The sequence below is a fragment of the Caulobacter sp. BP25 genome, from assembly GCF_002737755.1.
GTDB lineage: Bacteria > Pseudomonadota > Alphaproteobacteria > Caulobacterales > Caulobacteraceae > Caulobacter.
Genome location: NZ_PEGH01000018.1, coordinates 244,196 through 271,185, shown reverse-complemented (window position 1 = coordinate 271,185; position 26,990 = coordinate 244,196). Strand labels below are relative to the sequence as shown.

Annotated in this window: 24 protein-coding genes and 1 pseudogene; 19 read left to right on the top strand and 6 right to left on the bottom strand. The window is 66.5% G+C overall.

Annotation, left to right across the window (positions count from 1 at the left end):
• From CSW59_RS15130 to CSW59_RS15105, 6 genes are all read right to left on the bottom strand, one after another.
• A complete protein-coding gene (locus tag CSW59_RS15130) occupies positions 1–2,574 on the bottom strand; it encodes a TonB-dependent receptor (protein ID WP_099444820.1) in 2,574 nt (857 codons plus the stop codon).
• 134 nt (positions 2,575–2,708) lie between these two features.
• Positions 2,709–3,647, bottom strand: a complete 939-nt coding sequence (locus CSW59_RS15125) for a helix-turn-helix domain-containing protein (protein WP_099444819.1) — start codon at positions 3,645–3,647, stop codon at positions 2,709–2,711.
• A 1-nt stretch (position 3,648) separates the two neighbouring features.
• Positions 3,649–5,154: an AMP-binding protein gene (locus tag CSW59_RS15120; protein WP_099444818.1), complete on the bottom strand. Its 1,506-nt coding sequence runs from the start codon at positions 5,152–5,154 to the stop codon at positions 3,649–3,651.
• Positions 5,155–5,193: 39 nt separating this feature from the next.
• Positions 5,194–6,021: a p-hydroxycinnamoyl CoA hydratase/lyase gene (locus CSW59_RS15115; RefSeq protein WP_099444817.1), complete on the bottom strand. Its 828-nt coding sequence runs from the start codon at positions 6,019–6,021 to the stop codon at positions 5,194–5,196.
• A 53-nt stretch (positions 6,022–6,074) separates the two neighbouring features.
• The gene (locus tag CSW59_RS15110) at positions 6,075–7,487 is read right to left on the bottom strand and encodes an aldehyde dehydrogenase (RefSeq protein WP_099444816.1); all 1,413 of its coding nucleotides are present in this window, start codon (positions 7,485–7,487) and stop codon (positions 6,075–6,077) included.
• Positions 7,488–7,608: 121 nt separating this feature from the next.
• Positions 7,609–8,406 (bottom strand): helix-turn-helix domain-containing protein, encoded by a 798-nt coding sequence (locus tag CSW59_RS15105; protein ID WP_369825783.1) that lies wholly within the window; start codon positions 8,404–8,406, stop codon positions 7,609–7,611.
• A gap of 224 nt (positions 8,407–8,630) precedes the next feature.
• Between CSW59_RS15105 and pobA the strand changes: the two genes are divergently transcribed.
• From pobA to CSW59_RS15015, 19 genes and pseudogenes are all read left to right on the top strand, one after another.
• A complete protein-coding gene (gene pobA, locus CSW59_RS15100) occupies positions 8,631–9,806 on the top strand; it encodes a 4-hydroxybenzoate 3-monooxygenase (RefSeq protein WP_099444814.1) in 1,176 nt (391 codons plus the stop codon).
• 18 nt (positions 9,807–9,824) lie between these two features.
• Positions 9,825–10,535 carry a CoA transferase subunit A gene (locus CSW59_RS15095; RefSeq protein ID WP_099444813.1) on the top strand — a complete coding sequence of 237 codons (711 nt, stop codon included), beginning with the start codon at positions 9,825–9,827 and terminating at the stop codon, positions 10,533–10,535.
• Positions 10,535–11,193 (top strand): annotated as a pseudogene (locus tag CSW59_RS15090) (CoA transferase subunit B). Before CSW59_RS15095 ends, CSW59_RS15090 begins: the two are co-directional and overlap by 1 nt.
• Positions 11,190–12,389 carry a 3-oxoadipyl-CoA thiolase gene (pcaF, locus tag CSW59_RS15085; protein WP_099444812.1) on the top strand — a complete coding sequence of 400 codons (1,200 nt, stop codon included), beginning with the start codon at positions 11,190–11,192 and terminating at the stop codon, positions 12,387–12,389. Before CSW59_RS15090 ends, pcaF begins: the two are co-directional and overlap by 4 nt.
• Positions 12,390–12,398: 9 nt before the next feature.
• Positions 12,399–13,112: a protocatechuate 3,4-dioxygenase subunit beta gene (pcaH, locus tag CSW59_RS15080; protein WP_369825782.1), complete on the top strand. Its 714-nt coding sequence runs from the start codon at positions 12,399–12,401 to the stop codon at positions 13,110–13,112.
• A complete protein-coding gene (pcaG, locus tag CSW59_RS15075) occupies positions 13,109–13,756 on the top strand; it encodes a protocatechuate 3,4-dioxygenase subunit alpha (RefSeq protein WP_099444811.1) in 648 nt (215 codons plus the stop codon). Before pcaH ends, pcaG begins: the two co-directional genes overlap by 4 nt.
• A 17-nt stretch (positions 13,757–13,773) precedes the next feature.
• On the top strand, positions 13,774–14,937 hold the full coding sequence (pcaB, locus tag CSW59_RS15070; protein ID WP_099444810.1) for a 3-carboxy-cis,cis-muconate cycloisomerase: 1,164 nt from the start codon (positions 13,774–13,776) through the stop codon (positions 14,935–14,937).
• A complete protein-coding gene (gene pcaD / locus CSW59_RS15065) occupies positions 14,924–16,105 on the top strand; it encodes a 3-oxoadipate enol-lactonase (protein WP_099444809.1) in 1,182 nt (393 codons plus the stop codon). The genes pcaB and pcaD overlap by 14 nt, the downstream gene beginning before the upstream one ends.
• Positions 16,106–16,275: 170 nt before the next feature.
• A complete protein-coding gene (locus CSW59_RS15060; RefSeq protein WP_099444808.1) occupies positions 16,276–18,531 on the top strand; it encodes a TonB-dependent receptor in 2,256 nt (751 codons plus the stop codon).
• Between the two features lie 2 nt (positions 18,532–18,533).
• Positions 18,534–18,992, top strand: a complete 459-nt coding sequence (locus tag CSW59_RS15055) for a hypothetical protein (RefSeq protein WP_099444807.1) — start codon at positions 18,534–18,536, stop codon at positions 18,990–18,992.
• A 114-nt stretch (positions 18,993–19,106) separates the two neighbouring features.
• Entirely contained in the window at positions 19,107–20,222 is a 1,116-nt protein-coding gene (locus tag CSW59_RS15050; protein WP_099444806.1) for an FAD-dependent oxidoreductase, read from the top strand.
• 27 nt (positions 20,223–20,249) lie between these two features.
• Positions 20,250–20,813 carry a VOC family protein gene (locus CSW59_RS21440; protein ID WP_236632232.1) on the top strand — a complete coding sequence of 188 codons (564 nt, stop codon included), beginning with the start codon at positions 20,250–20,252 and terminating at the stop codon, positions 20,811–20,813.
• Positions 20,792–21,133 (top strand): hypothetical protein, encoded by a 342-nt coding sequence (locus CSW59_RS21435; protein WP_236632231.1) that lies wholly within the window; start codon positions 20,792–20,794, stop codon positions 21,131–21,133. The genes CSW59_RS21440 and CSW59_RS21435 overlap by 22 nt, the downstream gene beginning before the upstream one ends.
• A 51-nt stretch (positions 21,134–21,184) precedes the next feature.
• Positions 21,185–22,297, top strand: coding sequence for a S9 family peptidase (locus tag CSW59_RS15040; RefSeq protein WP_236632230.1), 1,113 nt, complete (start codon positions 21,185–21,187; stop codon positions 22,295–22,297).
• Positions 22,294–22,848, top strand: coding sequence for a cupin domain-containing protein (locus tag CSW59_RS15035; protein WP_099444804.1), 555 nt, complete (start codon positions 22,294–22,296; stop codon positions 22,846–22,848). The genes CSW59_RS15040 and CSW59_RS15035 overlap by 4 nt, the downstream gene beginning before the upstream one ends.
• A complete protein-coding gene (locus CSW59_RS15030) occupies positions 22,845–23,831 on the top strand; it encodes a fumarylacetoacetate hydrolase family protein (RefSeq protein ID WP_099444803.1) in 987 nt (328 codons plus the stop codon). Before CSW59_RS15035 ends, CSW59_RS15030 begins: the two co-directional genes overlap by 4 nt.
• Positions 23,832–23,907: 76 nt before the next feature.
• Positions 23,908–24,804, top strand: a complete 897-nt coding sequence (locus CSW59_RS15025; protein WP_099444802.1) for a LysR family transcriptional regulator — start codon at positions 23,908–23,910, stop codon at positions 24,802–24,804.
• A gap of 197 nt (positions 24,805–25,001) precedes the next feature.
• On the top strand, positions 25,002–25,925 hold the full coding sequence (gene kdgD / locus CSW59_RS15020; protein ID WP_201722815.1) for a 5-dehydro-4-deoxyglucarate dehydratase: 924 nt from the start codon (positions 25,002–25,004) through the stop codon (positions 25,923–25,925).
• Between the two features lie 98 nt (positions 25,926–26,023).
• The gene (locus tag CSW59_RS15015; RefSeq protein WP_099445263.1) at positions 26,024–26,932 is read left to right on the top strand and encodes a LysR substrate-binding domain-containing protein; all 909 of its coding nucleotides are present in this window, start codon (positions 26,024–26,026) and stop codon (positions 26,930–26,932) included.
• Positions 26,933–26,990: the final 58 nt, after the last annotated feature.

Genomic DNA, 26,990 nt, shown 5'->3' with positions numbered 1-26,990 from the left:
TTAGAACGTCACGCCGAGGCGGACATAGGCCTCGCGCGGCCGGCTGTAGGTGCCAAAGATCGCGCCGGCGGCGATGTTCTCGTTGCCGGTGGTCAGGTAGCGCTTGTCAGTCAGGTTCGTGCCGCCGACGGTGACGCTCCAGGCGTCGTCCGGATCGGCGTAGGCGAGGCTGGCGTTGACCACCTGAACCGCGGGACGCTTGAGAACATAGGTGCGCTGGGCGTTGTTCCAGATGCTGGAGGTGTAGGTCCAGTCAGCGATGACCGTGACCTCCCCGCCGTTGGCCAGCTTGAACTCGTAGCGCGGGCTGAAATTGATCTTCCAGTTTGGCGTCTTGGGCAGCGGGGCCCCGACAAAGGTGCCCGCCTGGAAGACGTTAGGGCCGCTGACCGCCAGCACGCCGGCCAGCACCTCGGTGTAGCGGGCGTGCAGATAGCCCACCGAGGCGTTGATCGTGAGGCCTTCCACGGGCACGGCGACCGCCTCGACCTCGACACCCTTGATCTTGGCGTCCCCGGCGTTTCGGATAGTCGGCGAGGTGCCTTGCTGGAAGTTCAGCTGGATTCCGTCGTACTGGGTCTGGAACACCGAGCCGTTCAATTGCAGGCGGCGATCCAGCAGCTTGGACTTGAAGCCGGCCTCCCAGGTGGTGGCGGTCTCCTCGCCGAACGGCTGAGCGGCCAGCTGAGGATTGGTCAGACGGGTCGTCCAGCCCCCGGTCTTGTAGCCCTTTGACCAGCTAACATAGGTCATCAGGTCGTCAGCCGGGTGCAGTTGCACCCCGATCTTGGGCGAGAAATTGCTGAACGTCTGCTCATTGACGCCCGGGGCGTAGACCCGCACCGGATTGTTGGGATCCGGGTAGTTCAGGCCCGTCTGGCACGAGATCGGTGCCAGCGGGAAGGCGCCGTTCGGCCTGATGTTGCCGTTGGCGTCCGAGCAACCGAAGAGCTTGTAGTTAAAACCGTTCAGGTCCTGCTGCCCGCCATCGAACAGCTTCTTCTCCTTGGTATAACGACCGCCGATGGTGATCCCGATCAGGTCGATCGGTCGCCAATCGACCTGGCCGAAGGCGGCGTAGTTCTTGGTCTCCAGCAGATTGGGCCCGTCGACCTGCAGCAAGCCCTCGTCGAAGGTGACGTAGTCGTGCAGCGAGCCCTTTTCCTTGAAGTAGTAGCCGCCCAGCACGTAGTTCAGCTTCTTGTCGAAGGCCGAGCCCAGGAGCTGCAGCTCCTGGCTTATCTGCCACTGCTTCATATTGAAGCTGAGCTGGCCGACGTTGAGCGGCGAACCGTCGGCGTCGGTACCGCTCTTCCAAAGCAGCTTGCGGTAGGCGGTGATGGACTTCAGCGTCACATCGTCGGTCAGGCTTTGCTCGACCGTCGCGCCCGCGCCCCAGTTGACCATGTTCGAGAAGCTGTTGCCGGTGGCGTAGCTCTTGTCGATGTCCTTGCTGACGAAGCGGTTGTCATAGGGAAGCCGATCATTGTTGGGATCTGCGTCGACGTTGACGCTGGCCAGCGAGGCGACGTGAAGGCCGGGGCTGTACTGGGTGCCGCGCACGCCGCACAGGGCCTGGGCGTTGCGGGCGGCGATCTGGGTCGGGGTAGCGCCGATGCAGAAATTGTAGAGCCCACCGAACAGGAAGCCGGTGGTCCCTGTCGGATCGAAGGCCGTGCCCGGCAGGTTGTTCGTCCCCGCGAAGTTACCGGGAACCGACGTGGTCGTGCCGATCAGGGTGTTGGCTAGCCCGCCGCCGTCCTCGCGAGTGTAGTCGGCCGACAGCACGACCTTGGTCGCCTCGCCCTTCCACTTGAGCTTGCCGCGCAGGTTCCAGCTGTTCTCACCGCCCTCACGCGCGGCCGTGTCGAAACCCGATGATGGGAAGGCGGTGTAGGAGGTGGTGTTGCGAGCCCGAGCATCCGGATAGGGAATGCGCTCGACATAGCCTTCGCGGCTCTTGATCCCGAATGTGATCGACGAGGACAACCCCTCGGCCAGAGGCAGGTCGGCGCTGCCGCGCGCCTGCATCAGGTTGAAGCTGCCGACCGTGACGTCGCCCTTGAACTTAAACTCGTCGCCCGGTTCGCGGGTCACGATCGAGATCGCCCCGCCGATCGTGTTGCGGCCAAACAGCGTGCCTTGGGGGCCTTTGAGGATCTCGATGCGCTCGACGTCCAGCAGATCCTGGTTGGCGCCAACGGTGCGGGCCAGATAGACGCCATCGACGTAGATGCCGACGCCGGGGTCGATGTTGAACGCGAAATCGTCCGAGCCGATGCCGCGGATATAGGCCGACAGCACCGACGGCGAACCCGAGAACGGCGTGCCGCCGTCCAGAGTGACGTTGGGCGCCAGGTTGGACAGCTGAGCAACATTGCCCACCGCCCGCTCCTGCAGCGCATTGGCCGTGAAGGCCGAAATGGCGATCGGCACGTCCTGGACGTTCTCGGCCCGCTTCTGAGCGGTGACGACAACTTCCTCGACGGCCTGACCATGCGCGGAGCCGGCCGCCGCTAGCGCCAGCACAGACGCCGCCCCAAACACCCGATATAGCCAGAGCTTGCGCACCATGGCCCGAACCTCCCTTTTTATGTCGTTGTCGACACAGGAGCACGGGCGGCGCGATCAGACTTGGCTAGGCGCGAAGGCGACTTTCACGGATGCGAAGCCCAACGTCGTTTTCGAGAACGCCGGGACCCTAAAACTCAACTCGCGCGGAACTCGCGTGGGCCGACGCCGTAGAAGGCTTTGAAAGCACGGCTGAAATGCGAAAGGTCGTTAAAGCCCAGGCTGAACGACAGGTCGGTGATATTGCAGCCCCCCCTCGCGTCTCGGAGGGCTCTGGCCGCGCGCTCCAGCCGCTTGCGCCGGATATAGGCCAAAGGCGTCGTGGCCATGCCGGCGAACACCATCTGCACGTAGCGGGGTGAGACGCCCAGCGCGCAGGCAACCCGACCAACGCTGAGGTCGGGATCGCAGAGGTTCTCGTCGATGAAGCGCTTGATCCGCACCTTCGCGCCCTGATGGCCGCCATCCATATCGCAGCGCGCCGTGTCGCCGCTTTCCCCTGCGGCGGCTGAAAGCAAGGAGAGCGCGGCCTCCTGCACGGCTTCGCCCACGGGGGCCGCGCCTTGTCCAGCGTTCGCCCAGAGCGTGCGAATAAAGGACGTCAGCAAGGCGCCGGCCAAGCTATCTCCGGCCAGGCGGCGACCACACAGGGCTTCGGGATCGCCCATCCGCTCGGCCAGACGTTCGGAAGGAATGCGCAGCACCAGCATGCGGTTGGCGTCGTTGAAGCGGATCGTATAGGGCCGAGCCGGGTCGCAGAGCATGAGGTCGCCCTCGTCCAACACCGCTTCGCGGCCCTCCTGGAGGTTCAGACTGCGGCCAACGTCCTGAACGTGCAGCTTGAAATAGGGCCGCCGGGCCATCGCCGAGCGCCCCCGACGCACCACCGCCGCGCTAGAGGCGACCATGGACAAGTCCATTCCGCCGAGATCGCGCACGTCCATCCGGCCTTCGAAGCCTTCGCGGTCAGCGTCCACGACGAGGTTGTCGAAATTTGATGCGACCATCGTGTTCCAGGCGTCGAGCCCGACCACGCTTCGACCCGGTCCGCCACGCTCGTCGAGACTGGACACCATTTCACCCTCCGTCAGGCTGGCCGGTCGTTCCCGCCGCGAGCAACTGCTCGCGCAGGATCGCCTTCTGGATCTTGCCCGAGGCCGTACGCGGCAGGGCCGCCACCAAGGTCAGCGCCTTGGGCAGCTTATAACGCGCGAGCCGTTCTTCCAGATGGTCCAGGATCGCGGCCAGATTCAGCGCCACGCCTTCGCGGCAGGTGACGACGAGGTGACCGATTTCGCCCCAGCGAGGGTCGGGCATGCCGACCACGGCGCATTCGACGATCGCCGCATGGTCCGCCAAGGCCGCCTCAATTTCGGCCGGATAGACGTTCTCTCCCCCCGAGATGAACATGTCCTTCTTGCGATCGACCAGCCAATGATACCCCTCGGCGTCCGCGCGGGCGATGTCGCCGGTGCGAAACCAGCCATCGGGCGTGAAGGCCCGTGCGGTCTCCTCAGGTCGGCGCCAATAGCCCTGGAAGACATTGTCGCCTTTCAACAGCAGTTCGCCGGCGACGTCGGGAGGACAGTCGGCGTCTTGGTCATCGACGATCCGGGTGGCCACGGACGGCATGGCCAGTCCGGCCGAGCCGGCGCGCGCGTCGATCAACGCCAGGTCGGGGGGCATGCCGAACACAGTGCCGGCCTCGCTCATGCCGTAGCCATCGACGATCGGCAGGCCGTCGGCCAGCCACGCGCGGATATCGGCGGCGGGGTGCGGCGCGCCGCCGGTGAAGACCGCCGTCAATCGACGCAGAGCCGAGGGGGCGAAGTTGGGCGCGCGGCGCAGCATCGCGGCCATCTGGGGCACGCAAAAATAGTGGGTGACGCCCAACGCCGGATCGCCCAGCCGGCTCAGCGTTCGAACGGGCTCGAAGCCGTCGGACACCAGCACGGTCCCGCCGTGCATGAGGGGCGGCCGGATGGAGGTGATCAGGCCGATGATGTGGAACATCGGCGCATCGACCAGAAAGACGCTCTGGTGCGTGACCTTGCCCAGGCGTCCAAAGTTGACCGCCGTCTGATCGAGGTTGCGCTCGGAGAGGAGAGCGCCTTTGGGTCGACCCGACGTGCCCGAGGTGTAGAGGATCAGCGAGGGGCGTTCGCGATCAGCGGGGCCGGTCGCCTCCGGCTCGGCGTCGTCGATCTCGGCCTGCAGAACGTCTAGGTCGATCCCGTTGAGGCCGTGGGCGGCGAGTTGGGCGTCGCCGACGATCAGAACGGGCTCGGCGTCCTCGATCAAGGTGGCGATCTCGGCGCTGCTGAGCCGCCAGTTCAGCGGAACGAATATGGCCCCAAGCCGAGCGCAAGCCAGATGCAAGATGGCCAGGAGCACCCGATTGCGCGCCAGGGTCGCCAAACGGTCGCCCTCCCCCACCCCTCGCCGCCGCAGCACCGCAGCGGCGCGTGCGATCGCGGCGTCGAGCTGGGCGTAGGTCCAACGACGATCTGTGGCCAGATCCACGGCCGCCAGCCGATCGGGCTGGAGGCGCGCCTGAATGGCGACATGGTCCGTCGGCGTCATCTGGTCCTCCTCCCCTCGTCGTTTCCTCCCACCCTCGTCTCAGTTCTGCTTGGCCAGATCGTAGGCGCCCAATCCGGGCTTGTAGGTCTTGTCGTCGATGAACTGCTTGATGCCTTCCTTGCGCCCGGTGTTGTCGTGGAAGTTCGCCGCTTCCTGGGCCCGGACCAGATAGTCCTCGGCGCTGTCGTAGGTCATCTCCTTGACCCTGCGGACCGCGTCCTTGGTCGCCTTCAAGGCCACGGAGTTCTTCTTCAGCAGCACCTCGGCCAGCTCCCTCACGCGGGCCTCGAGGCGCTCCAACGGAACGCTCTCGTTGACCAGGCGCCAGGCGGCCGCCTTTTGGCCGTCGATCAGTTCGCCCGTCATCGCATGGTACATCGCGTCGCGCATGGGGATCAGATCGACCACCACCTTGGTGGCGCCGCCGCCGGGCAGGATTCCCCAGTTGATCTCGGACAGAGCGAACTGGGCCTCGTCGGCGGCGATGGCCAGGTCGCACGAATAGAGCGGGCCATAGCCGCCGCCAAAGCACCAGCCGTTCACCATGGCGATGGTCGGCTTCTGATACCAACGCAGACGTCGCCACCAGCCGTAGGATTCCCGCTGGGCCTTTCGGGTCGCGCCCAGGCCCAGGGCTTCCGTCTCCCTGAAATACTCCTTCAGGTCCATGCCCGCCGACCAGGCCGTCCCTTCGCCGGTCAGAACCAGGACGCCGACATCATCACGGAACTCCAGCTCGTCCAGGATCTCCATCATCCGACGGTTCAGGGTCGGGCTCATGCAGTTGCGCTTTTCGGGGCGGTTGAACTTCACCCAGGCGATGCGGTTCTCGACCGTGAAGGTCGCGGTGTCGTTAGTCGTGGTCATGGGTAATCCTTGTGGGTCTGGGCGGGACGCGATCAGCGCAAGGCGATCGGGCGTCAGATCGGGAAATGGCCGGGCTGGGTCTCGACGGTGATCCAGCGCAACTCGGTGAAGGCGTCGATCCCGGCCTTGCCGCCGAAACGGCCGTAGCCCGAGGCCTTGACGCCGCCGAACGGCATCTGAGCCTCGTCGTGCACGGTGGGGCCGTTGATGTGGCAGATGCCTGACTGGATACGTCGCGCGACCTTCAGGCCCCGGGCGATGTCGCGGGTGAAAACAGACGCCGACAGGCCGTACTCGGTGTCGTTTGCCAGGGCGACGGCGTGGTCCTCGTCGCGGGCCCGGATGACGCCAACGACCGGCCCAAAGCTCTCCTCGCGGAAGAGACGCATGGCGGGCGTGACCTTATCGACGACGGTGGCCGGCATCAGAACGCCCTCGGCGTCCCCGCCAGAGACTCGAACGGCGCCAGCCTCCACGGCCTCAGCCACCAAGGCCTGGACATGCGCGACGGTCTTCAGGTCGACAACGGCGCCCAGCGGCGTCTTGCCCTCGCGCGGATCGCCGACCGCGAGGCTGGCGGCCTTGGCGCTGAACTTTTCGACAAAGGCGTCGGCCACGGCGTCGACGACGATGATCCGCTCGGTCGACATGCAGATCTGACCCTGGTTCATGAAGGCGCCGAAGGCGGCGGCCTTCACGGCCTCATCGAGATCGGCGTCGTCCAGCACGATCAGCGGCGCCTTGCCCCCCAGTTCCAGCAACACCGGCTTGAGGTGCTCGGCCGCGCGCTTGGCGATGATCTTGCCCACGGCGGTCGAGCCGGTGAAGTTGATCCGCCGCACGGCCGGATGGTCGATCAGCGCTCCCACCACCTCGGCCGCGTCGGCCGGCGCGTTGGTGACGATCGACAGCGCGCCCGCCGGCAGGCCCGCAGCGGCAAAGGCTTCGGCGATCAGTTCATGGGTGCGCGGGCAGCTCTCGGAGGCCTTCAACACCACGGTGTTGCCGCAGGCCAAAGGCGTGGCGACCGCCCGGACGCCCAAGATGATCGGCGCGTTCCAAGGCGCAATGCCCAGGATCACGCCGACCGGCTCGCGCACGGCCATGGCCAGGCAACCAGGCTTGTCAGAAGGGATGACCTCGCCACTCACCTGAGTGGTCAGGGCGGCGGCCTCGCGAACCATCGAGGCGGCTAGCATCAGGTTGAACCGGGCCCACCCCTCGGTCGCGCCGATCTCGCCCATCATCGCCGCGACGAAAGCGTCAGCTCGCGCCTCCAGCGCCTCGGCGGCCTTCGACATAAGGGCTCGACGGGCGTTCGGCCCCAGCCCGCTCCATGCCGGCAAGGCCGCCTGGGCTGCTTCCGCAGCGGCGCGGGCTTGGTCCGGGCTCATAGCGATCGCGGTGGTCGCCACCTCGCCCGTAACAGGATCGCGGCGATCAAAGACGGCCTGGGTCGAGCTCATGGTGTTCCTTCCCTTGCGCTGGCGCGCCGCTGTTGGAGCGATCATTTGTACGCCAGGCGATTTGTATGCTTAGCGAACAATATGCGCAAGCCCCTCCTCAACGACCCAACTCATCGTTCTCCTATGCGGTTTCGTCGAAGGCCCGTTCGGTGCGATACTGGCGCGGTGAGCAGCCTTCGGCCTTGCTGAAAAACCGCGAGAAATAGGCCGGGTCCTCGAAACCCAGCTGATAGGCGACCTCGGCCACGGTCATGTTTGAGTAGATCAAGGCTCGCTTGGCCTCTAGCAACAAGCGATCGTGCACCAACCGCAGCGGCGCAACGCCAGCCGTTTTCAAGCACGCTGTGCGTAGGCGCGAGACAGTGCAGCCCAACCGCCCGGCATAGAACTCCAGAGAGCGCCCCTCCCGGAAGTGGGCCTCGACCAGCTCGCGATAACGCGCCACGAGGCGGGCCTGGGCGCCTTGCACCGCCGGACCGGTGGAATGAGCCTGAACCAGCAGACGCAGGGCTTCGACCAGCAAGGTCAATAGCTGCCCCTCCACGGCGGCGCCGCGCCCCGGCGCGGTCCAGACCAGCTCTCGCCCGAGCCGCGCCAGCACCTCGGACACCCTGGAGTCACGCGGCAGCGGCAGTTGGCGGGCGGCGCGGAACAAGCCCGCAAACCCTGGTTCGCGAGCGACCAGCTCGCGCAAATAGCTATCGGCGATGGTCAGCACCGAACCAGCGCTGTCCGGCTCGTAGACGAAGCCATGGACCACGCCAGCGGGGATCAGCAACAGACACGGCGCGGCAAAGGCGATCGTCTCCCCCTCGGCCCTTATGACGCCCGCGCCTTCAGAGATCAGAAAGACGTGATTGAGGTCCGCATGGGCGTGCGGGCGAATGTTCCAGTCGTTCGGGCGCGAACGATCGTCCAAGTCTTCCAAATGCAGGAACTTCCCTTCGACGGTCCGGAGCGGCTCGCCGAAAAGAAAAAAGCTAGGAATATTAGAAGATTGCCCCAAGGCGACACCACAAGCTCGTGAAGAGGCGATTTAGAAAAGTCCAACTTTTGTGGCGCTCTGTCCATCCCCAAGATCGGCGAGAACACACAGTTTGACGACAAGCGGCCCTCAGCGGCGCGAGGGCGGAGACTCGAAAAATGCGCACACAGGTCGCCATTATCGGCGCGGGCCCCGCGGGCCTGTTCCTAGGCCACCTTCTGAAACAGGCTGGTGTCGACGCCGTCGTCATCGAGCGCAAGAACCGCGCCTATGTCGAGGGCCGCGTGCGGGCCGGCGTGCTGGAACAGGTCACGGTTGATCTACTGGAACGGCTGGGCCTGGCCGAACGCATGCGCCGCGAGGGCCTCGTTCACGGCGGAACCAATCTGGCTAGCGACGGCGACGTCTTTCGCATCGACATGGAGACGCTGACAGGCGGGTCCACTGTGATGGTCTATGGCCAGCAGGAAGTGATGAAGGACCTGTTCGACGCTGCGGAGTCACGCGACATCCAGATCGTCTTCGACGCTGACGACGTGGCCTTGCACGACATCGACAGCGCTAAGCCTTTCGTGACCTGGCGTAAGAACGGCGTCGAGCAGCGTCTGGACTGCGACTTCATCGCCGGCTGCGACGGCTATCACGGGGTTAGCCGCGCGGCGATCCCGCAGAGCGTGTTGAAGACCTTTGAGCGGGTCTACCCGTTCGGCTGGCTGGGCATCCTCGCCGAGGTGCCGCCCTGCGACCACGAACTGATCTATTCCAACCACGAGCGTGGCTTCGCCCTGGCCTCGATGCGCTCGCTGACCCGCAGCCGCTACTACGTGCAGTGCTCCCTCGACGACAGGATCGGGGATTGGAGCGACGAGCGGTTCTGGGATGAGCTGTGCCTGCGCCTGGGCGATGAGGCCGCCAGCCGCGTCACCCGAGGCCCTTCGTTCGAAAAGTCGATCGCCCCGCTGCGCAGCTTCGTCACCGAGCCGATGCGTCACGGCCGCCTTTTCCTGGCCGGCGACGCCGCCCACATCGTGCCGCCCACCGGCGCCAAGGGCATGAACCTGGCGGTTTCCGACGTGGTCATGCTGTCCGAGGCCTTGATCGAGCACTACCAACAGGGCTCGGACGCGGGCATCGACGGCTATTCCACCCGCGCCTTGGCCCGGGTCTGGAAGGCCGAGCGCTTTTCCTGGTGGTTCACCAGCCTGACCCACCGCTTCCCCGACCGCGACGGCTTTGACCGCAAGATGCAGGTCGCCGAACTCGCCTACATCAAGGACTCGCGCGCCGCCCAGATCACGCTCGCCGAAAACTATGTCGGCCTTCCCCTCGTCTAGAAGGCCCCGGAGCTCACCATGAAAAGCAAGATCTACGAAAGCGCCGCGGCGGCGCTGGAGGGCGTTGCCTTCGACGGCATGACCCTGATGTCCGGAGGCTTTGGCCTGTCGGGCAATCCCGAGACCCTAATCCCTGCGCTCAAAGACACGGGGGTCAAGGACCTGACCGTGATCAGCAACAACTGCGGCGCCGACGGCTTTGGCCTGTGGATGCTGCTCAACAACGGCCAGATCCGGAAGATGATCTCGTCCTATGTCGGCGAGAACAAGTTGTTTGAGCAGCTCTACCTCTCGGGCGAGCTGGAGCTTGAGCTGAACCCGCAGGGCACCCTGGCCGAGCGCATTCGGGCCGGCGGCGCGGGCATCCCGGCTTTCTACACAAAGACCGGCGTGGGCACGGTCGTGGCTGAGGGCAAGCCGGTCGAAACCTTCGAGGGTGAGCCGTACGTGCGCGAAACCTGGTTGCGCGCCGACCTCGCCATCATCAAGGCCTGGAAGGCGGATCCAGAAGGCAACCTGATGTTCCGGATGACGGCCCGCAACTTCAATCCCGTCATGGCCACCGCAGGCAAGGTCACGATCGTCGAGGTCGAGGAGATCGTCGAGGCCGGCGAACTGGACGCCAACGCGATCCATACGCCCGGCATCTATGTCGACCGCATCATTCTGAGCACGATCAACGAAAAGCGCATCGAGAAGCTGACCACGCGTCCGAAGGAGCAAGCGTAATGGCCTGGACCCGTGACGAGATGGCGGCTCGCGCCGCCCGCGAGCTGAAGGACGGCTTTTACGTCAACCTCGGCATCGGCATCCCGACCCTGGTCGCCAACCACATTCCAGAAGGCGTCCACGTCACGCTACAGAGCGAGAACGGCATGCTGGGCATGGGCCCCTTCCCCTACGAGGGCGAGGCCGACCCGGACCTGATCAACGCCGGCAAGCAGACAATCACCAAGCTGCCGACCTCCAGCTTCTTCGACAGCGCCCAGAGCTTCGCCATGATCCGCGGCGGCCACATCGACCTGACGGTGCTGGGCGCGATGGAGGTGGCCCAGAACGGCGACATCGCCAACTGGACGATCCCCGGCAAGATGGTGAAGGGCATGGGCGGCGCCATGGACCTGGTCGCCGGCGTCAAGCGCGTCATCGTCGTCATGGACCACGCCAACAAGGCCGGTCAGAGCAAGGTCCTCAAGCGCTGCGCCCTGCCCCTAACCGGCGCGGCCTGCGTCGACATGGTCATCACCGATCTGTGCGTCTTCGAGTTGGATCGGAAAGGCGCCAAGGGGAGAAGGGCCTGACGTTGATCGAGCTCGCTCCCGGGGTCACCCTCGACGAGATCAAGGCCAAGACCGAGGCCGATTTCGACGCGGGAGCTTTCGCATGACCACCGCCTATCTCTGTGACGGGATCCGCACGCCCATCGGCCGCTATGGCGGCGCGCTATCGAAGGTGCGGGCCGACGACCTGGCGGCCATTCCGCTGAAGGCGCTGGCCGCGCGCAATCCTAGCCTCGACCTATCGGCCCTCGACGAGGTGGTTCTGGGCTGCGCCAACCAGGCCGGCGAGGACAACCGCAACGTCGCCCGCATGGCCCTGCTGCTGGCTGGCTATCCGGTCGAGGTTCCCGGCGTCACGGTCAATCGCTTGTGCGCCTCAGGCCTGGAAGCGGTCGGCTACGCCGCTCGCGCGATCGCCTCGGGCCAGACCGACCTCGTTATCGCCGGCGGCGTCGAGAGCATGAGCCGCGCGCCGTTCGTGATGGGCAAGGCCGACAGCGCCTTCTCGCGCAACGCCGAGATCTTCGACACCACCATCGGCTGGCGCTTTGTGAACCCCGCCATGCGCAAGGCCCATGGCGTCGACTCCATGCCCGAGACCGCCGAGAATGTCGCCACCGACCACCAGGTCAGCCGCGAGGACCAGGACGCCTTCGCCCTGCGCAGCCAGCAGCGCGCCGCAGCGGCTCAGGCCTCCGGCTTCCTGGCCGGCGAGATCACCCCGGTCGAGATCTCCGGCAAGGCCGGCCCGACGATCGTCAATCGCGACGAGCATCCGCGCGAGACCACGCTGGAAGCACTGGCCAAGCTGAAGCCCGTGGTCCGCGACGGCGGCACGGTGACGGCCGGCAACGCTTCGGGCGTCAATGACGGGGCCGTGGCCCTGATCGTCGCCTCGGAAGAGGCCGTGAAACGCCATGGCCTGACGCCGCGCGCCCGCGTCACCGGCTACGCCACGGCCGGCGTCCCGCCGCGCGTCATGGGCATCGGCCCCGTTCCAGCGGTCCGCAAGCTGCTGGCCAAGACAGGCCTCTCGATCGGCGACTTCGACACCGTCGAGCTGAACGAGGCCTTCGCGGCCCAAGGCCTGGCGGTTCTGCGCCAGCTGGGCCTGCCAGACGACGGCGAGCATGTGAACGCCAACGGCGGCGCCATCGCGCTCGGCCACCCCCTGGGCGCGTCCGGCGCGCGTCTGGTCCTCACCGCCCTGCGCCAGCTGGAAGCTACCGGCGGCCAGCGCGGCCTCGCCACCCTCTGCATCGGCGTCGGCCAGGGCGCCGCCCTCGCCTTCGAGCGCGTCTAGGAGACCCTCATGAGCCTGATCCTGCCTGGTTCCTACCGCCGCGAGGACGCAGGCCAACCGCCTTCGCTCTATCCGGACTACGGCTCGACCGTCTCGCGCTCGCCCCGCGAACCGCTGGTCAAGATCCCGCACACCCTGACCGAGACCACCGGCCCGGCGAACGCCTGGTCGCGGCTGATGGGCGAGTCGATGGCAGACCTCACGAGCCAGCACAATGGCGAGCCGTTGGGCCAGCGGATTGTGGTCTCGGGCCGGGTTTTGGACGACGACGGTCGTCCTGTGCCTCACACCGTGGTCGAGGTCTGGCAGGCTAACGCCGCTGGCCGCTACATCCACAAGAAGGACCAGTGGGACGCGCCGCTCGATCCCAACTTCACGGGCGCGGGCCGCGTGATCACCGATGCGGAGGGCCGCTACCGGTTTATCTCGGTGCGCCCCGGCGCCTATCCCTGGCGCAACCACCACAACGCCTGGCGCCCCTCGCACATCCACCTGTCGCTGCTGGGCCCGGCCTTCGCCACGCGGCTGGTGACCCAGATGTACTTCCCGGACGATCCGTTGATCGAGATCGATCCGATCGCCAACGCTGTGCCCATGCCCTACCGCCAGCGGATGGTCTCGCGCTTCGACATCGAGACCACCGAGCCCAACTGGGCCCTGGGCTACGTGTTCGACATCGTCCTGCGGGGCAAAGACGCCACGCCTTTCGAGAACGGCCAATGACCCCCGAGCAAGCCCGCCCCGCCCCGCGCCAAGACAGCCAGGACCCGGCGATCTTCGGCCAGACCCCCTGGCAGACAGTTGGCCCCTTCTTCCACTACGGCCTGCCCTGGAAGGGCGGCGCTGACCTGGTCGGGACCAGCGACATCGGCGCTCGGCCCGAGCTAATGCCGCCCGAGCACTATCTGCTGGCCTCCCCTAGCCCCAAGGGCGAGATCGCGGGCGAGACCATCGTACTCGAAGGCGTGGTGGTCGACGCCGAAGGCCAGATCATCCCCGACGCCATGATCGAGATATGGCAGGCCGACGCGGCCGGCCACTACGCCGAGGGTAACACCGGCTTCGTAGGCTTTGGCCGCGCCTCGACCGGCGAGGACGGGACCTATCGCTTCCGGACCGTCCTCCCCGGCTCCATCGGCGAAGGCCACGCTCCGCATATCGCGGTCGGGGTCTTCGGCCGAGGCCTCCTCAAGCGCCTCGTCACGCGCGTCTATTTCGAGGGTGATCCGGCCAATGCGTCTGATCCGATCCTGGCGCTCGTCCCGCCTGAGCGTCGCGGCACCCTGATGGCGCGGAAACAGGATGGAGCTTGGCGCTTCGACATCGTCTTGCAAGGCGAGCGGGAAACCGTCTTCTTCGACGTCTGATAGATCCGGAGCAAGACGTGCCCTCACTGATCCGCGCCCACGCCGCCTCGACCGACGCGATGCTCGAGGCGTTCGGCGACGCGGCCTTGCTGCGCGCGGCCCTGCGCTTCGAGGCGGGCCTGGCGCGAGCGCGGGCCGATCTTGGCCTTCTGGACCCCGTCAGCGCCAAGGCTATCGAAGCGGCCTGCGCCGAGCCGCCCGAGATCGAGCCCCTGGCTGCGGCTGCGGCCCACGCGGGCACTCTGGCCATTCCGCTGGTGGCGCTGCTGCGGGCGCGCATCCCCGACGCCGCGATCGCGGCGGAACTGCACAAGGGCGCGACCAGCCAGGACCTGGCGGACACTGTCCTGGTTCTCCAGGCCAAGGCCGGCATGGCTCTGATCCGACATGAGGGGCATCGTCTCCGCCAAGCCTTGGCGACCTTGACCGAAGCACATCTGGCCACGCCAATGCTGGGGCGCACGCTGCTCCAGCCGGCCCTTCCCATCACGTTCGGCCTGAAGACGGCTCAGTGGCTGGCGGGGATCGACGACGCCCTCGCGCGAAGCGAAGCGGAGGCCGAACGCGCCTTGCGCATCCAGCTGGGCGGCGCGACCGGATCGCTCGCGGACCTGGATGGCCAAGGACTGGCGGTGTCGGACCGGTTAGCGGAGATTCTGGGCCTCGCGCCGGCCCTGGCGCCCTGGCACGCTCGCCGCGAAGCCCTGGCGGGGCTGGCCAGCGCCTTGGCGATCCTGGTTGGCGCGATCGGCAAGATCGCCCGCGACCTTTCACTGCTGGCACAGGCCGAAGTGGCCGAGGCCTTCGAGCCGCGCGTGACCGGACGCGGCGGATCATCGGCCATGGCCCACAAGCGAAATCCCACGGCCTGCCAGACAGCCTTGTCGGCGGCGCTGCGCGCTCCGCATCTGGCGGCGACCCTAGTTTCCGCCCTGCCACAGGCCCACGAACGCGACCTGGGCGGTTGGCAGGCGGAGGGGCCGGTCCTGGCCGAGCTGTTCGCACTGACCCACGGCGCGCTGGCGGCCATGGCGCCGGCCATCGAGGGGCTGGAGGTCCGCGCAGACCGTATGGCGGACAATCTGGCGACCGCGAACCTCGGCCTTGACACCGGCGAGTCCGAAACGATCGCGCGCCGTATTCTGGATCACTATAGGAGCTCGCCCCATGGCCTTCGCTAAAGCCGGCGACGGCGCGCGCCTCTACTTCCGGCTCGAAGGCGCGGAAGATCGGCCGACCCTGGTTCTGCTAAACTCGATCGGCTGTGACCTTGGCCTCTTTGACCGCGCCGCGCCTCTGCTGCTGGAAGACTTCCGCCTGCTCCGGATCGACACGCGCGGTCATGGGGCCTCCGATGCGCCGACAGGGGACTACAGCCTCCCCCTGCTGGCCCAGGACGTCTTCGCGGTGATGGACGCGGTCGGGATCGGTCAGGCGGCGGTCTGCGGCGTGTCCCTGGGCGGCATGATCGCGATGACGATGGCCCTGGCGGCGCCCGATCGCGTGGACGGCCTCGTTCTGGCTTGCACCTCGGCGGCGATGGACTCCGCAGCCTGGGCGCAGCGCATCGAACTGGTGCGCGCCCAAGGCATGGACGCGATCATCGAGACCGTCCTAGGACGCTTCTTCTCGGAAGATTTCCGCCGGCTTCATCCTGAGGTGGTCCAAACGGTGCGGGCCGGACTGCGGACGACCAGCGCCGAGGGCTACGCCGCGTGCGGCGCCGCCATCCGGGACATGACGCTTCTGGACCGCCTGTCGGCGATCTCGACGCCCACCCTGGTGATCGGCGGGACCAAGGACATCTCCACCCCCTTCGAGGCGCACGGCGCGCGGATCGCCGAGGCTGTTCCGGGCGCGGCTACCGCCTTGCTCGACAGCGCCCACCTCCCCCCGATCGAGACGCCGGCCGCCTTCGCAGGCGTGGTCCGAGGCTTCCTACGCGCCGACCCGACCGCGAAGGCGGCCAAGGAGACCCTGTTCGAGGCCGGCCTCAAGACCCGGCGCGCCGTGCTGGGCGACGCCTGGGTGGACCGCTCCCTGGCCAAGCGCACCCCTTTCACGGCCGACTATCAGGCCATGATCACCCGCTACGCCTGGGAAGAGATCTGGGGGCGTCCTGGACTGGACCACAAGACCCGTCGCCTGCTGGTCCTGGCGATCTGCGCGGCCTTGGCGCGTTGGGAGGAGTTTCGGCTCCATGTCCGGGCCGGCCTTGAGCAGGGCGGCTTCACCCAGGACGAGCTGAAAGAGGTTCTGATGCAGACGGCGATCTATGCCGGCGTGCCTGCGGCCAACACCGCGTTCACCGAGGCGACGGAGATCATCGCGGAACTGCAACAGCCTTGACGCCGATCAATCCGTTGCGGCGCGACACGGGTTAAACTTGATTGGTTTCCGCCTAAAGCATCGCAAGAATGGATGGTTCCCCATCCAAACAATAGATTTTTCAAATACGATGCTTGGGACGACCATCCTCCCGAAGCGACGCCGGCAAGAGCGTCGCGAGGGAGGATTTCATGAAAGCTTGGCTTTTGGCCGGCGCCGCATGGGCGTGCGGGCTCACAGCATCGACAGCCTTCGCGGAGGACCGCACCGGCCAGTCCGTCGCACTCGAAGAAGTCGTCATCACCGCCCAGCGCCGCGAGGAGAACCTGCAGAAGGCCGCCGTAGCGGTCAGCGCCGTCGCGGGCGACACGCTTACCAAGGCCAGCGTCTCCCAAGCCACGGACATCACCCGCCTCATCCCGGTGATCCAGATCGCCCCGGCGGCGTCGCTGACCCAAATCTATCTGCGCGGGGTCGGCACGTTCGGCGCCAACGCCTTCGCCGAGCAGGGCGTGGCCTTCAATCTGGACGGGGTTTATCTGTCGCGTCCCACCGCGCCAGCCGGTCTCTTCTACGACGTCGAGCGCATCGAGGTGCTCAAGGGACCGCAAGGAACGCTGTATGGGCGCAACGCCACCGGCGGCGCGGTCAATGTGATCACCGCCAAGCCGAAGCTGGGCTCAAACAGCGGCCAGTTCACCGCCGAGTACGGCAACTACGACACGGTCAAGGCGTTCGGCGCGGTCAATATTGGCCTGGGCCAGGACGCCGCTCTGCGGGTGGCCGGGCAGCTGGCCAAGCACGATGGCTATTTCAGTGACGGCTACGACGACGAGGACACCAAGGCGATCCGCGCGCAGCTGCGCTATGCGCCTCCAGGCGGCTTCGACGCCACCTTTGCAATCGACTACGCCGATGTCGGCGGCATGGGCTCGGGCGGTACGATCATGCCGCTGGTCAACGGCGACGCTCGCCTGGGACCCAGCGACCCCAAGGTGATCGCCGCCTATGTCGCCCGCAATCCCACCGCGCCGGTTCCGCAGATCATCGCCAAGGACGACGGCTATCAGAACAACAAGTTCCTGGGCCTCCAGTCGACGATCAACGGCGATCTGGGTTTTGCTCAGCTGACGGTGATCCCCGCCTGGCGAAAGGTCGACGCCGACTTCCGCAGCTACGCCTCCAGCTTCCTGATCGACATCACCGAAAAGAGCGAACAAGCCTCGCTTGAAGCCCGTCTGGCGGGAAAGACCGACCGTCTGAACTGGGTCGTGGGCGCCTACGGCTTCTCCGAGTTCGTCAATGCCGACCAGCTGTTCGACCAGGGCAGCAACGGCTCGTACATCCGCTCCAAGCTCAAGACCCAGAGCCTGGCGGTATTCGGCCAGACTTCATGGTCCCTGACCGATCGCCTGCGAGTGACTGGCGGCCTGCGCTGGACCAAGGACAACAAGCGCCAGAACAGCTACGCCGAAAGCCGCCCCTTCGTGGGTTTCACCGCGAGCTTCACCCCCATCATCCAGGTGGTGCCGACCACGGCCGTCAGCGACGTCGACTTCGACAAGGTGACCTGGAAGGCCGGCCTGGACTATGATCTTGGCGAGCACTCGCTGCTCTACGGCTCCATTTCGACCGGCTACAAGTCCGGCGTCCTGTTCGCCGCGCGCGGTCAGAACTGGTCACGCCCTGAAGAACTCACCGCCTACACCCTCGGCTCGAAGAACCGCTTCTTCGAGAACCGCCTGCAGTTGAACGTCGAGGCCTTCTACTGGGACTACAAGGACCAGCAGATCTCCCACCTGGGCGCGGTTCAGGCGGCCACGACGCCCGCGGGTCCCATCTACGCCCCGCTCTTCATGACCGAGAACGCGGGCAAGGCGACGATCTACGGCGCTGAACTGGAGGCCATGTTCCAGGCCACGGCGCACGATCTGCTGTCGGCCAACGTGCAGTATCTGCATGGCCGGTACGACGAGCTCCGCTACCAGGCCTACTCGACCACGGGACCGGCGCCCGCGATCGGCTGCGCGACTACGCTCACGGCCCAGACCGGAGCGAGCAGCGCGGCGAGAATATACAACGTCGATTGCTCGGGCCGCCCCCTGGTCAACGCGCCCAAATGGATCGTCAACCTGGGGTGGGAGCACACCTTCCCGCTGGCGAGCGGCGGCAAGATCGTGGCTGGCGCCGACGCGCGACTGGAAAGCGCGCGCTACCTGTCCATCGACTATCTCGACCAAGGCCGACAAGGCGCCTACGCGATGTCGAACGCCCGCGTGACGTACGAGGCGCCCGGCGGACGATGGTCCCTGACGGGCTATGTCAACAACATCGAGGACAAGGTCGTCTTCGCCAACTCGCTGCAAAGCCCAGCGAAGGCGGGGGTCATCTACAACCAGATCCGCCCGCCACGCACCTATGGCCTCCGCGTCTCGACGAGTTTCTGACCATGCGCGACTACACACGCTTCCTGACGGTCGAGGCGGCCACGAGCGGGACGATCAACGCCGCCCTCAGCGTCGCCTTCGCAATGGCGGTGTTCTCTGGAGACACTGTTATTCCAGCGACGGGAGGGGGAGGCTTCGCCGCCGACTTCCTCCCCCAGACGTTCATGGTGAGCCTGATGGGGATCACCGTGCCGTCCCTGATTGTCCGCAAGAGGTTGCGAGCCGGCGGGCTTCCGCTGTTCGCTCCGGTGGGGGCCGGGCCTCTCTGGAGGCGCGCGCTGGTCGCCGCCATCGTCGTCACCGTCGCTGTTGGCGGCGCGGCGGCCGGGCTCAGCCTGATTTCGCCCCCCTTGCCGTTCGCGACGCTGCTGGGGCTCAAGGCCGTCTATGGCGGCGTTCTGGGCGCGGCCGTCACGGCTTGGGCCCTGCGAAGACTGGTGCGCCCAATCCTGAACGATTGATCCATTTCATGGATGACTCTCGATCAAGACAATTCATTTCACGGATACCCGCGCCATCCCTAGTGTCGCGGCAACAACGGCCTCGCGGCGAGTTCCGCGGTTAGGGAGGCGACATTGAAAGAGGGCAAGATCCTCATTGTTGGCGGCGGCATCGGCGGGCTGACTGCGGCCATAGCGCTGCGGGGGAAGGGTTTCGAGGTCGATCTCCTCGAGCGTGATCCGACCTGGTCCGTCTATGGCGTCGGCATCATCCAGCAGTCCAACGTGGTCCGGGCCGTCGCCCAGCTGGGCATCCTCGACGACTACCTGGAAGCTGGCTTCGGTTTCGACCATGTCGAGGTCTACCTTCCGGACGGCCGTCAGGTCGCCAAGATACCCGCGCCCAAACTGGCGGAAGGCTATCCCGCCAATATCGGCATCGGCCGCCCCGCCTTGCACAAGGTGCTGGGCGACCGCGCAAAGGCCTCGGGAGCGAACATTCGCCTGGGCGTCACGAGCGAAAGCCTCAAAGATGACGGAGCCGGCGTGGATGTCGCCTTTTCGGACGGCTCGGCCGGCCGCTACGACCTGGTGATCGGGGCTGACGGGCTCTACTCCGCCACGCGTCGCGCGATCATCCCGGACGCGCCCATTCCCGAACCGACCGGACAGTCGGTGTGGCGATACAACTTCGTCCGGCCGGACGACGTCACGTGCCTCTGCGCCTACGAGGGGCCAATGGGGATCGGCCTGGTGCCGCTGTCGGCCGACCGGATGTACATGTTCGTCACGACCCCCGAGACGCCTGGCCGCCGCTTCGAGAGGGAAGGATTGGCGGCCGAGATGCGCGCACGCTTGCGCAACGCGCCGCCCAGGATTAGCGAGCTGACGGCAAAGATCACGGACGACGACGAGGTCGTCTACAAGCCCTTGGAATGCCTGTTCGTCGACGGCCCCTGGCACCGGGGGCGGATCGTGCTGCTCGGCGACGCCGTCCATGCCACCACCCCACACCTTGGACAGGGGGCCGGCATGGCCATCGAGGATTCCCTGGTTCTGGCCGACGAGCTCGCCAAGGCGGACACGCCGGAGCAGGCCTTCGAGGCTTATCAAGCCCGCCGTTTTGAGCGCTGCCGCTACATCGTGGAGCGATCCCGCGCCATCGGCGACGCCCAGCTCGGCAAGGGCCCGCCCGCCGACACCGCCGGCGAGTCCCGCAAGATGTTCGAAATCACCGCGCAGCCCATCTGAGGCCGCGACCTAGTCAGGAGTCCGCCCATGGCCCGCGTCAGCGACGTGCGCTTCATCGCCTATGCCGTTCCAGACCTGGAGGCCGAGCGCCGCTTCTATGTCGATACCTGGGGCCTCATCGAGGTGGCCAGCGAGGATGGCCTTGTCTATCTGGCCGCGCCGGGCTCGCCCGAGAAGTTCGCCGTCCGCCTGCGGCAAGCCGCCGAGCGGTCCGTGGAGCTAGTCGGCTGGGCGGCCGAGACACGCGCGGACGTCGATGCGCTGCACGCTCATTTGACCGCGATGGACGCGAAGATCATCTCCGCACCATCGCCTTTGACAGGCCTCGGCGGGGGCTACGGCTTCCGCGTCTTCGACCTGGACGGTCACGCCCTGGAAATCTCGGCCGAGGTCGAGCGCGGACCCAGCCGCCCCCTGACGCGCAACGAGGACCTGCCGATCAAGATCAGCCACGTCGTGTTCCACACGCCCAAGGTGACGGTACGGCTCTTGGCTTCCGCGTCTCCGACTGGCTCGGCGACTTCATGTGCTTCCTACGCTGCAACAGCTGGCACCATCGCCTGGCGTTCGTGCCCGGCCCGCCGGCCCTGAACCACGTGGCCTACGACGTGCCCAGCGTCGATGCGATGATGCGCGGCGTGGCCAAACTGCGACGCGCCGAGCGCGACGTGGTCTGGGGGCCTGGCCGCCACACCGCCGGCGACAACACCTTCTCCTACTTCATCTCGCCCGGCGAGTTCGTGGTCGAGTACACGTCCGAACTGGTGGAGGTCGACGACGAGACCTGGGTCGCGACGGTCCACAAGCCGTCTCTCGAGATCATGGATCAGTGGGGCTACGGCGTTGGCGGTCCCAAGGAAATGCCCGCCCCCATTCCCGACGCCCTGCTCTGGCGCGCCCCGGCGCTCTGAGGACCTTTCCATGTTCGAGTACTTCCCAAGAACTATGTCTGGAACCTGTCGGTGGACATCGCCATCGAGAGCGGCGCCCAGATCGGCGAAATCGACGAGATGTGCCGCCCGCTGCGCGACGCGGCCGCTCGCGGCGAAGACGCCGGCACCGGCGAGTTCCTCAAGCATTGGGTGGCGATGGCCGACAAGCTCGTCGACCTCGCCGCCGAGGACGAGGCCAAGGGCCGCGCTTTCAGCGCGGGCAAGAAGCTGCAGCGCGCCAGCCTCTACTACATCACCGCCGAGCGGATGCAGGGGCACGGCCACCCAGGTCGCCAGGCCACCTACGCCAAGGCGCGCGAGGCGTTCGACCGGGCCATGCGCCTGGGGCGCGAGAACGCCGAGCGGGTCGAAATTCCCTACGAAGGCGGCATGATCCCCGGCCTGCTGACGCGGGCGGAGGGCGATGGCCCCACGCCGATCCTGGTCTATGTGAACGGCCTCGATAGCTGCAAGGAGCTGCTCTACTGGAGCGGCCTGCCCCAGGCCCTGCTGCGGCGGGGCGTTTCGACCCTCTGCATCGACCAGCCCGGCTCGGGCGAGTCGCTGAGGCTCTCGGGCCTGCACGCCACCCACGAGAGCGAGCGCTGGGCGTCCAAGGTCGTCGACTGGCTGGAGACGCGGCCCGACGTCGATCCCAAGCGCATCGGCCTCGCCGGCATTTCGCTGGGCGGCTACTACACGCCGCGCACCGTGGCGTTCGAGCCGCGCTTCGCCCTGGGCGCGGTCTGGGGCGCCAACCACAACTGGGCCGAGGTCCAGCAAAAGCGCCTGGCGCGCGAGGGCGAGAACCCTGTCCCCCACTATTGGGCGCACGTCCACTGGGTGTTTGGAGCCAAGGACATGGACGACTTCCTGGAGAAGTCCAAGGGCATGACTCTGGACGGCGTCCTGGATCGCATCCGGGTCCCGTTCCTGGTGACCCACGGCGAACGCGACCGCCAGATCGGCCTGGAATACGCCCACCAGACCTACGACCAGCTGATCAACAGTCCCAAGCGCGAGCTGAAGATCTTCACCGACCGCGAGGGCGGCGTCGAGCACGTGGGCGTCGACAACATGAGCTTCGGTCGCGACTTCATCGCCGACTGGATCGCGGAAACCTTCGGAGAGAAAACCGCATGAGCGCCGTCCGCCCCGTCCGCCGCGTCGTCACCGGCCATAACGCCGAAGGTCTGGCCATCATCCAGTCTGACGGCTCGACCGATCGCATCTACGACAAGCTTGGCCAGGAGGGTCTGGTGTTCCACGAGATTTGGAACACCCAGGAGACCCCCGCCCGCATCGACCGCGCCAGCGGACAGCCGCCCGAAGAGCGCCTGGTGCTGTCTCCGCCGAAAGGCGGCGCGCGTATCCGCGTCCTGGACATCCCGCCGGACAAGCCTGACGACAAGCTGGACACGGTCTTTGACAACATCGCCGCCAGCGACAACTTCAAGGGCGCGGCCAGCGATCGCCACGCCAGCTTCCACCGCACCGAAACCATCGACTACGGGATCGTCCTCGAGGGCGAGCTGGTGCTGATCATGGACGTGGGCGAGACCACAGTGCGCGCGGGCGACATCGTCGTACAGCGCGGCACCAACCACGGCTGGGCCAACCGAAGCGACAAGCCCTGCCGGATCGCCTTCATCCTGATCGACGGCGTCTACGAAGACGGGCTCGACGCGGCATGAAGCTGGCGACGCTCGACAACGGAACGCGGGACGGCCAGCTCGTTGTCGTCTCGCGCGACTTGCGCTGGGCCGCGCCCGCCGACGCGTCGCTTCCCACGCTGCAAGCCGCGCTGGAGCATTGGGAGGCCGCGTTGCCCCCCTTGCAGACCCTCTACGAGGACCTGAACACGGGACACGCGGTGGGGGCCTTCGCCTTCGTCCCCAGCGAGGCGGGCGCGCCCCTGCCGCGATCCTATCAGTGGCTCGACGCCTCGGCCTTCCCCAGCCACGGCGCGCTGATGTCCAAGGCGTTCAACCTGCCCCATCCGGAGTCCGACCGCCCCTTGATGTATCAGGGGCTGTCCCATCGGTTCTTGGGTCCGGGCGAGGAGGTTCCGTTCCTCAGCGAGGCGGACGGCATAGATTTCGAGGGCGAGTTCGCGGTCATCACCGACGACGTGCCGATGGGCGTTTCACCGGAAGAGGCGTTGAGCCACGTCAAGCTGCTGGCCCAGGTCAACGACTGGTCGCTGCGGGTGATCGCGCCTGTCGAAATGAAAACCGGTTTCGGCTGGATCCGCGCCAAGCCCGCCTGCTCGATGGCGCCCGTCGTCGTCACGCCGGACGAGCTGGGGCCGGCCTGGTCGAACGGGAGGATAGGCCTGACGCTCAAGGTGGACTGGAACGGCCAGCTGTTCGGCGCCGCGCACGCCGGGGAGATGGAGTTCGGTTTCCAGGACCTGATCGCCCACGCCGCCTCGACCCGCGACCTCTGCGCGGGGACGGTCATTGGCTCGGGAACCGTGTCTAACGCCAACTATCTTGAGGTGGGATCAAGCTGCATCGCCGAACGGCGCGGATCGGAGATCGTGCGATTTGGCGCGCCGCAAACCGGCTTCATGGCGTTTGGCGATCGCGTTCGCATGGAGGCGCAGGCGCCCGACGGCTCCACCCCTTTCGGCGCGATAGACCAGCACGTCGTTCGGGTCGCCGGCGTCAGATAAAGACACAGACGATTTGACGCCGCTCCCCGTCTCGAAGCTGATAGGCAAGCACTAAGCCGTAGGCGGGGAGCGGTTCATGCGATTCAAGAATCTCGACTTGAACCTTCTGGTGCTGCTCAGCTCGTTGCTGGCCACCCGCAGCGTCTCCGAAACCGGGCGTAGGCTGAACCTGAGCCAGCCGGCGGTGAGCGCGGGTCTGGGGCGGCTGCGCGACTACTTCAACGACCCGCTGCTTGTCAGCTATGGGCGCCGGATGGCCCCGACCGCCTTCGCTCAGAGCCTAGGGCCGATGGTCGATCGCGCCATGACCGAGATCGAGGCCCTCGTTTCCGCCACGGCCGAATTCGATCCCGCCAAATCCGAACGGATGTTCCGGATCGGCGTGTCTGACTATCTCTGTATGGTCGCGATCGCGCCGCTGCTGCGCGAAATCCATGAGGAGGCGCCGGGGGTCAAGATCAACACCTTCCCGCCGTCCGAGGCGGTCTTGCAAGCGCTGGACGCCGGCGAACTGGACCTCATCATCAACCCCGAGGAATTCTTGTCCCCCGACTATCCCTCGGAGCTTCTCTTTGAGGAGCGCCACGTGGTGGTCGGTTGGGCGGAAAACCCCGTGTTCCAGACGGGCTTGGACGAAGACGCTTATTTCGCCGCCGGCCACGTCGCGGTGGCGATCGGCAGGGAGCGCCGTGTCGCCTTCGCGGAACGTCACCTCAACAAGCTGCGCCGTGCGCGGAATGTTGAGGTGGTCGCCCATGCGTTCGCCATGGTCCCCTGGCTCCTGGTCGGCACCCATCGACTGGCGCTCATGCACGAGCGGCTCGCCAAGCTCTGCGTGCAGTCCCTGCCCCTGGCGATCGCGCCACTCCCCTTCGAGTTCCCGCCGATGCGCCAGATGGTCCAGCTGCATCCCTCCCGCGAGGCCGATGCCGGCGTCGCTTGGCTGATCGCCGCGCTCCGCCGGTCGCTTTGACGAAGGAGGGCGCGTTATGGCGTCCGGCTTCGACGGTGATTGGCCGCGGCGCAGGGCGCGCCTGGATCAAGCCAATTCTCGCATCGGTCGATAGCGCCTTTGGCTTAGACCCCGGGTCGGGGCCTCTCTAGCGTGGCGATCAAAAGCGGCCTCCCGGGATAGCCCGAGACGACGGCCGCCGCTCGGAGAGGACTTTGATGAGCCGCATGTCGCCGATGGAAATGGCCCGCCAACTCGGCGGCGGCCTGCTGTCGTTTCCCGTCACCCATTTCGATGCGAACCACCAGTTCCAGGAAGCCCCGTATCGCGAGCACTGCGGCTGGATGCTTCAGCGCGATCTGGCGGGTCTGTTCGCCGCCGGCGGCACTGGCGAATTCTTTTCGCTGCGCCCGGAGGAAGTCGGCCAAGTCGTGCGCGCCGCAGTCGCCGAGACCAACGGCAAGATCCCCGTCATCGCCGGCGTGGGCTATGGTACGGCCATCGCCACGGACCTGGCGCGCGACGCAGAGGCCGCCGGCGCCGACGGCGTGCTGCTGCTGCCACCATACCTGACCAACGCCACCCAGGAAGGCCTCGCGGGCCATATCGAGGCGGTGTGCCGGTCCACCAAGCTCGGCGTCATCGTCTACAACCGCGACAATGCGATCCTCAACGAGGACACGCTCGAGAAGCTCTGTGATCGCAACCCCAATCTCGTCGGCTTCAAGGACGGCGTTGGCGATCTGGAGCTGATGATGCGGGTCTATGCCCGGATGGGCGACCGCCTGACCTATATCGGCGGCCTGCCGACAGCGGAGACCTTCGCCCTGCCCTATCTGGAGATGGGCGTGACGACCTATTCCTCGGCGATCTTCAACTTCCTGCCCGAGTGGGCCCTGACATTCTACAAGGCCGTGCGGGCGCGAGATCGCGACACCGTGATGGCCGGACTGCGCGACTTCGTGCTGCCGTACATCGCTCTGCGTAACCGTGGAAAGGGTTATGCGGTCTCGATCGTCAAGGCGGGCATGAAGGCGATCGGCCGGGACGCCGGCCCGGTCCGTCCGCCGCTGACGGACCTGACCCTCACGGAGTTCGAAGAGCTGCGGGGCCTGATCGCCCGCGTCCAGCGGACGGCATGAACACCTTCGCGACCCTCCCTGGCAAGAAGACGCTGGCGATCGGACCAAACGAGCGTCTAGCTTCACGCCTTCAAGGGGTCGTGGACGGGCGTTTTCCGATGTTCGAGCTGAGCCAGCTGCGTTGCTTCGTAGCCACGGCCGAGGAACTGCACTTCGGCCGAGCCGCCCAGCGGCTGAACATGACCCAGCCGCCGCTGAGCCGGCAGGTCCAGCTGCTGGAGCGGATTCTGGGCGTGACCCTGCTGGATCGGACGAGCCGTTCGGTTCGCCTGACACCGGCCGGCCGCGCTTTCCTGCTGGAGGCGCGCCGCATACTGCGTCTCGCCGAAAGCGCGGCGCTGGCCACGCGCCGGATCGCCAGCGGCGAGGCCGGGCAGATCGCCATCGGCTTCACGGCCGCCTCAGGCTATAACTTCCTGCCGCAACTGGTGATCCTGTCCAAGGCGCGCCTGCCGAACGCCGATCTCACCCTGCGCGAGATGGTCACCCGCGAGCAGGTCGAAGCTCTGCTGACCGGTCGCATAGACATCGGCTTGGTCCGCCCTCCCATGGAGCGGGTGGAATTCGCCACGGCCCGCGTCCTGTCGGAGTCGCTGGTCGCCGCCCTGCCGACCGGAGACACCCGCCTGGCCAAGGCCTCGCTGACTCTGGCGGACTTCGACGCCCAGCCCCTGATCATGTATTCGCCCGAGGGCGCGGGTTACTTCTACAACATGCTGACAACCCTATTCGACGCCCATGGCGTAACCCCGAACTACGTCCAGCATGTCACGCAGATCCATTCGATGTTGGCGCTTGTCCATGCCGGCCTGGGCGCTGCGATCGTGCCGGAGGCGGCCATGAGCCTGCACTTCGACGACGTGCAGTTTCGTCCGATAGAGACCACGCCTGATCGGCCGGTCGAGCTCTACATGGCCTGGCGCAAGGACAACGAGAGCCCGATCCTGCAGACCTTCATAGACCTTTGCCTGGCCGAGTCCTCGCCGACGGAACAGGCCCCGCGCTGAGGCGCGCCGTCTCTCCGCGCGGGGCAAGACGCCCAACGAGAAAACCGGGAGAGACTTC

Excerpts from the sequence above, each read along its gene's own strand:
- CSW59_RS15055 (WP_099444807.1), top strand. The coding sequence starts at position 18,534 with ATGCGCGACTACACACGCTTCCTGACGGTCGAGGCGGCCACGAGCGGG.
- kdgD (WP_201722815.1), top strand. The coding sequence starts at position 25,002 with ATGAGCCGCATGTCGCCGATGGAAATGGCCCGCCAACTCGGCGGCGGC.
- CSW59_RS15095 (WP_099444813.1), top strand. The coding sequence starts at position 9,825 with ATGAAAAGCAAGATCTACGAAAGCGCCGCGGCGGCGCTGGAGGGCGTT.
- CSW59_RS15035 (WP_099444804.1), top strand. The coding sequence starts at position 22,294 with ATGAGCGCCGTCCGCCCCGTCCGCCGCGTCGTCACCGGCCATAACGCC.
- pcaH (WP_369825782.1), top strand. The coding sequence starts at position 12,399 with ATGAGCCTGATCCTGCCTGGTTCCTACCGCCGCGAGGACGCAGGCCAA.
- pcaF (WP_099444812.1), top strand. The coding sequence starts at position 11,190 with ATGACCACCGCCTATCTCTGTGACGGGATCCGCACGCCCATCGGCCGC.
- CSW59_RS15120 (WP_099444818.1), bottom strand. The coding sequence starts at position 5,154 with ATGACGCCGACGGACCATGTCGCCATTCAGGCGCGCCTCCAGCCCGAT.
- pcaG (WP_099444811.1), top strand. The coding sequence starts at position 13,109 with ATGACCCCCGAGCAAGCCCGCCCCGCCCCGCGCCAAGACAGCCAGGAC.
- CSW59_RS15025 (WP_099444802.1), top strand. The coding sequence starts at position 23,908 with ATGCGATTCAAGAATCTCGACTTGAACCTTCTGGTGCTGCTCAGCTCG.
- CSW59_RS15030 (WP_099444803.1), top strand. The coding sequence starts at position 22,845 with ATGAAGCTGGCGACGCTCGACAACGGAACGCGGGACGGCCAGCTCGTT.
- CSW59_RS15130 (WP_099444820.1), bottom strand. The coding sequence starts at position 2,574 with ATGGTGCGCAAGCTCTGGCTATATCGGGTGTTTGGGGCGGCGTCTGTG.
- CSW59_RS15110 (WP_099444816.1), bottom strand. The coding sequence starts at position 7,487 with ATGAGCTCGACCCAGGCCGTCTTTGATCGCCGCGATCCTGTTACGGGC.
- CSW59_RS15060 (WP_099444808.1), top strand. The coding sequence starts at position 16,276 with ATGAAAGCTTGGCTTTTGGCCGGCGCCGCATGGGCGTGCGGGCTCACA.
- pcaD (WP_099444809.1), top strand. The coding sequence starts at position 14,924 with ATGGCCTTCGCTAAAGCCGGCGACGGCGCGCGCCTCTACTTCCGGCTC.
- CSW59_RS15125 (WP_099444819.1), bottom strand. The coding sequence starts at position 3,647 with ATGGTGTCCAGTCTCGACGAGCGTGGCGGACCGGGTCGAAGCGTGGTC.
- pobA (WP_099444814.1), top strand. The coding sequence starts at position 8,631 with ATGCGCACACAGGTCGCCATTATCGGCGCGGGCCCCGCGGGCCTGTTC.
- CSW59_RS21440 (WP_236632232.1), top strand. The coding sequence starts at position 20,250 with ATGGCCCGCGTCAGCGACGTGCGCTTCATCGCCTATGCCGTTCCAGAC.
- CSW59_RS15015 (WP_099445263.1), top strand. The coding sequence starts at position 26,024 with ATGTTCGAGCTGAGCCAGCTGCGTTGCTTCGTAGCCACGGCCGAGGAA.
- CSW59_RS15115 (WP_099444817.1), bottom strand. The coding sequence starts at position 6,021 with ATGACCACGACTAACGACACCGCGACCTTCACGGTCGAGAACCGCATC.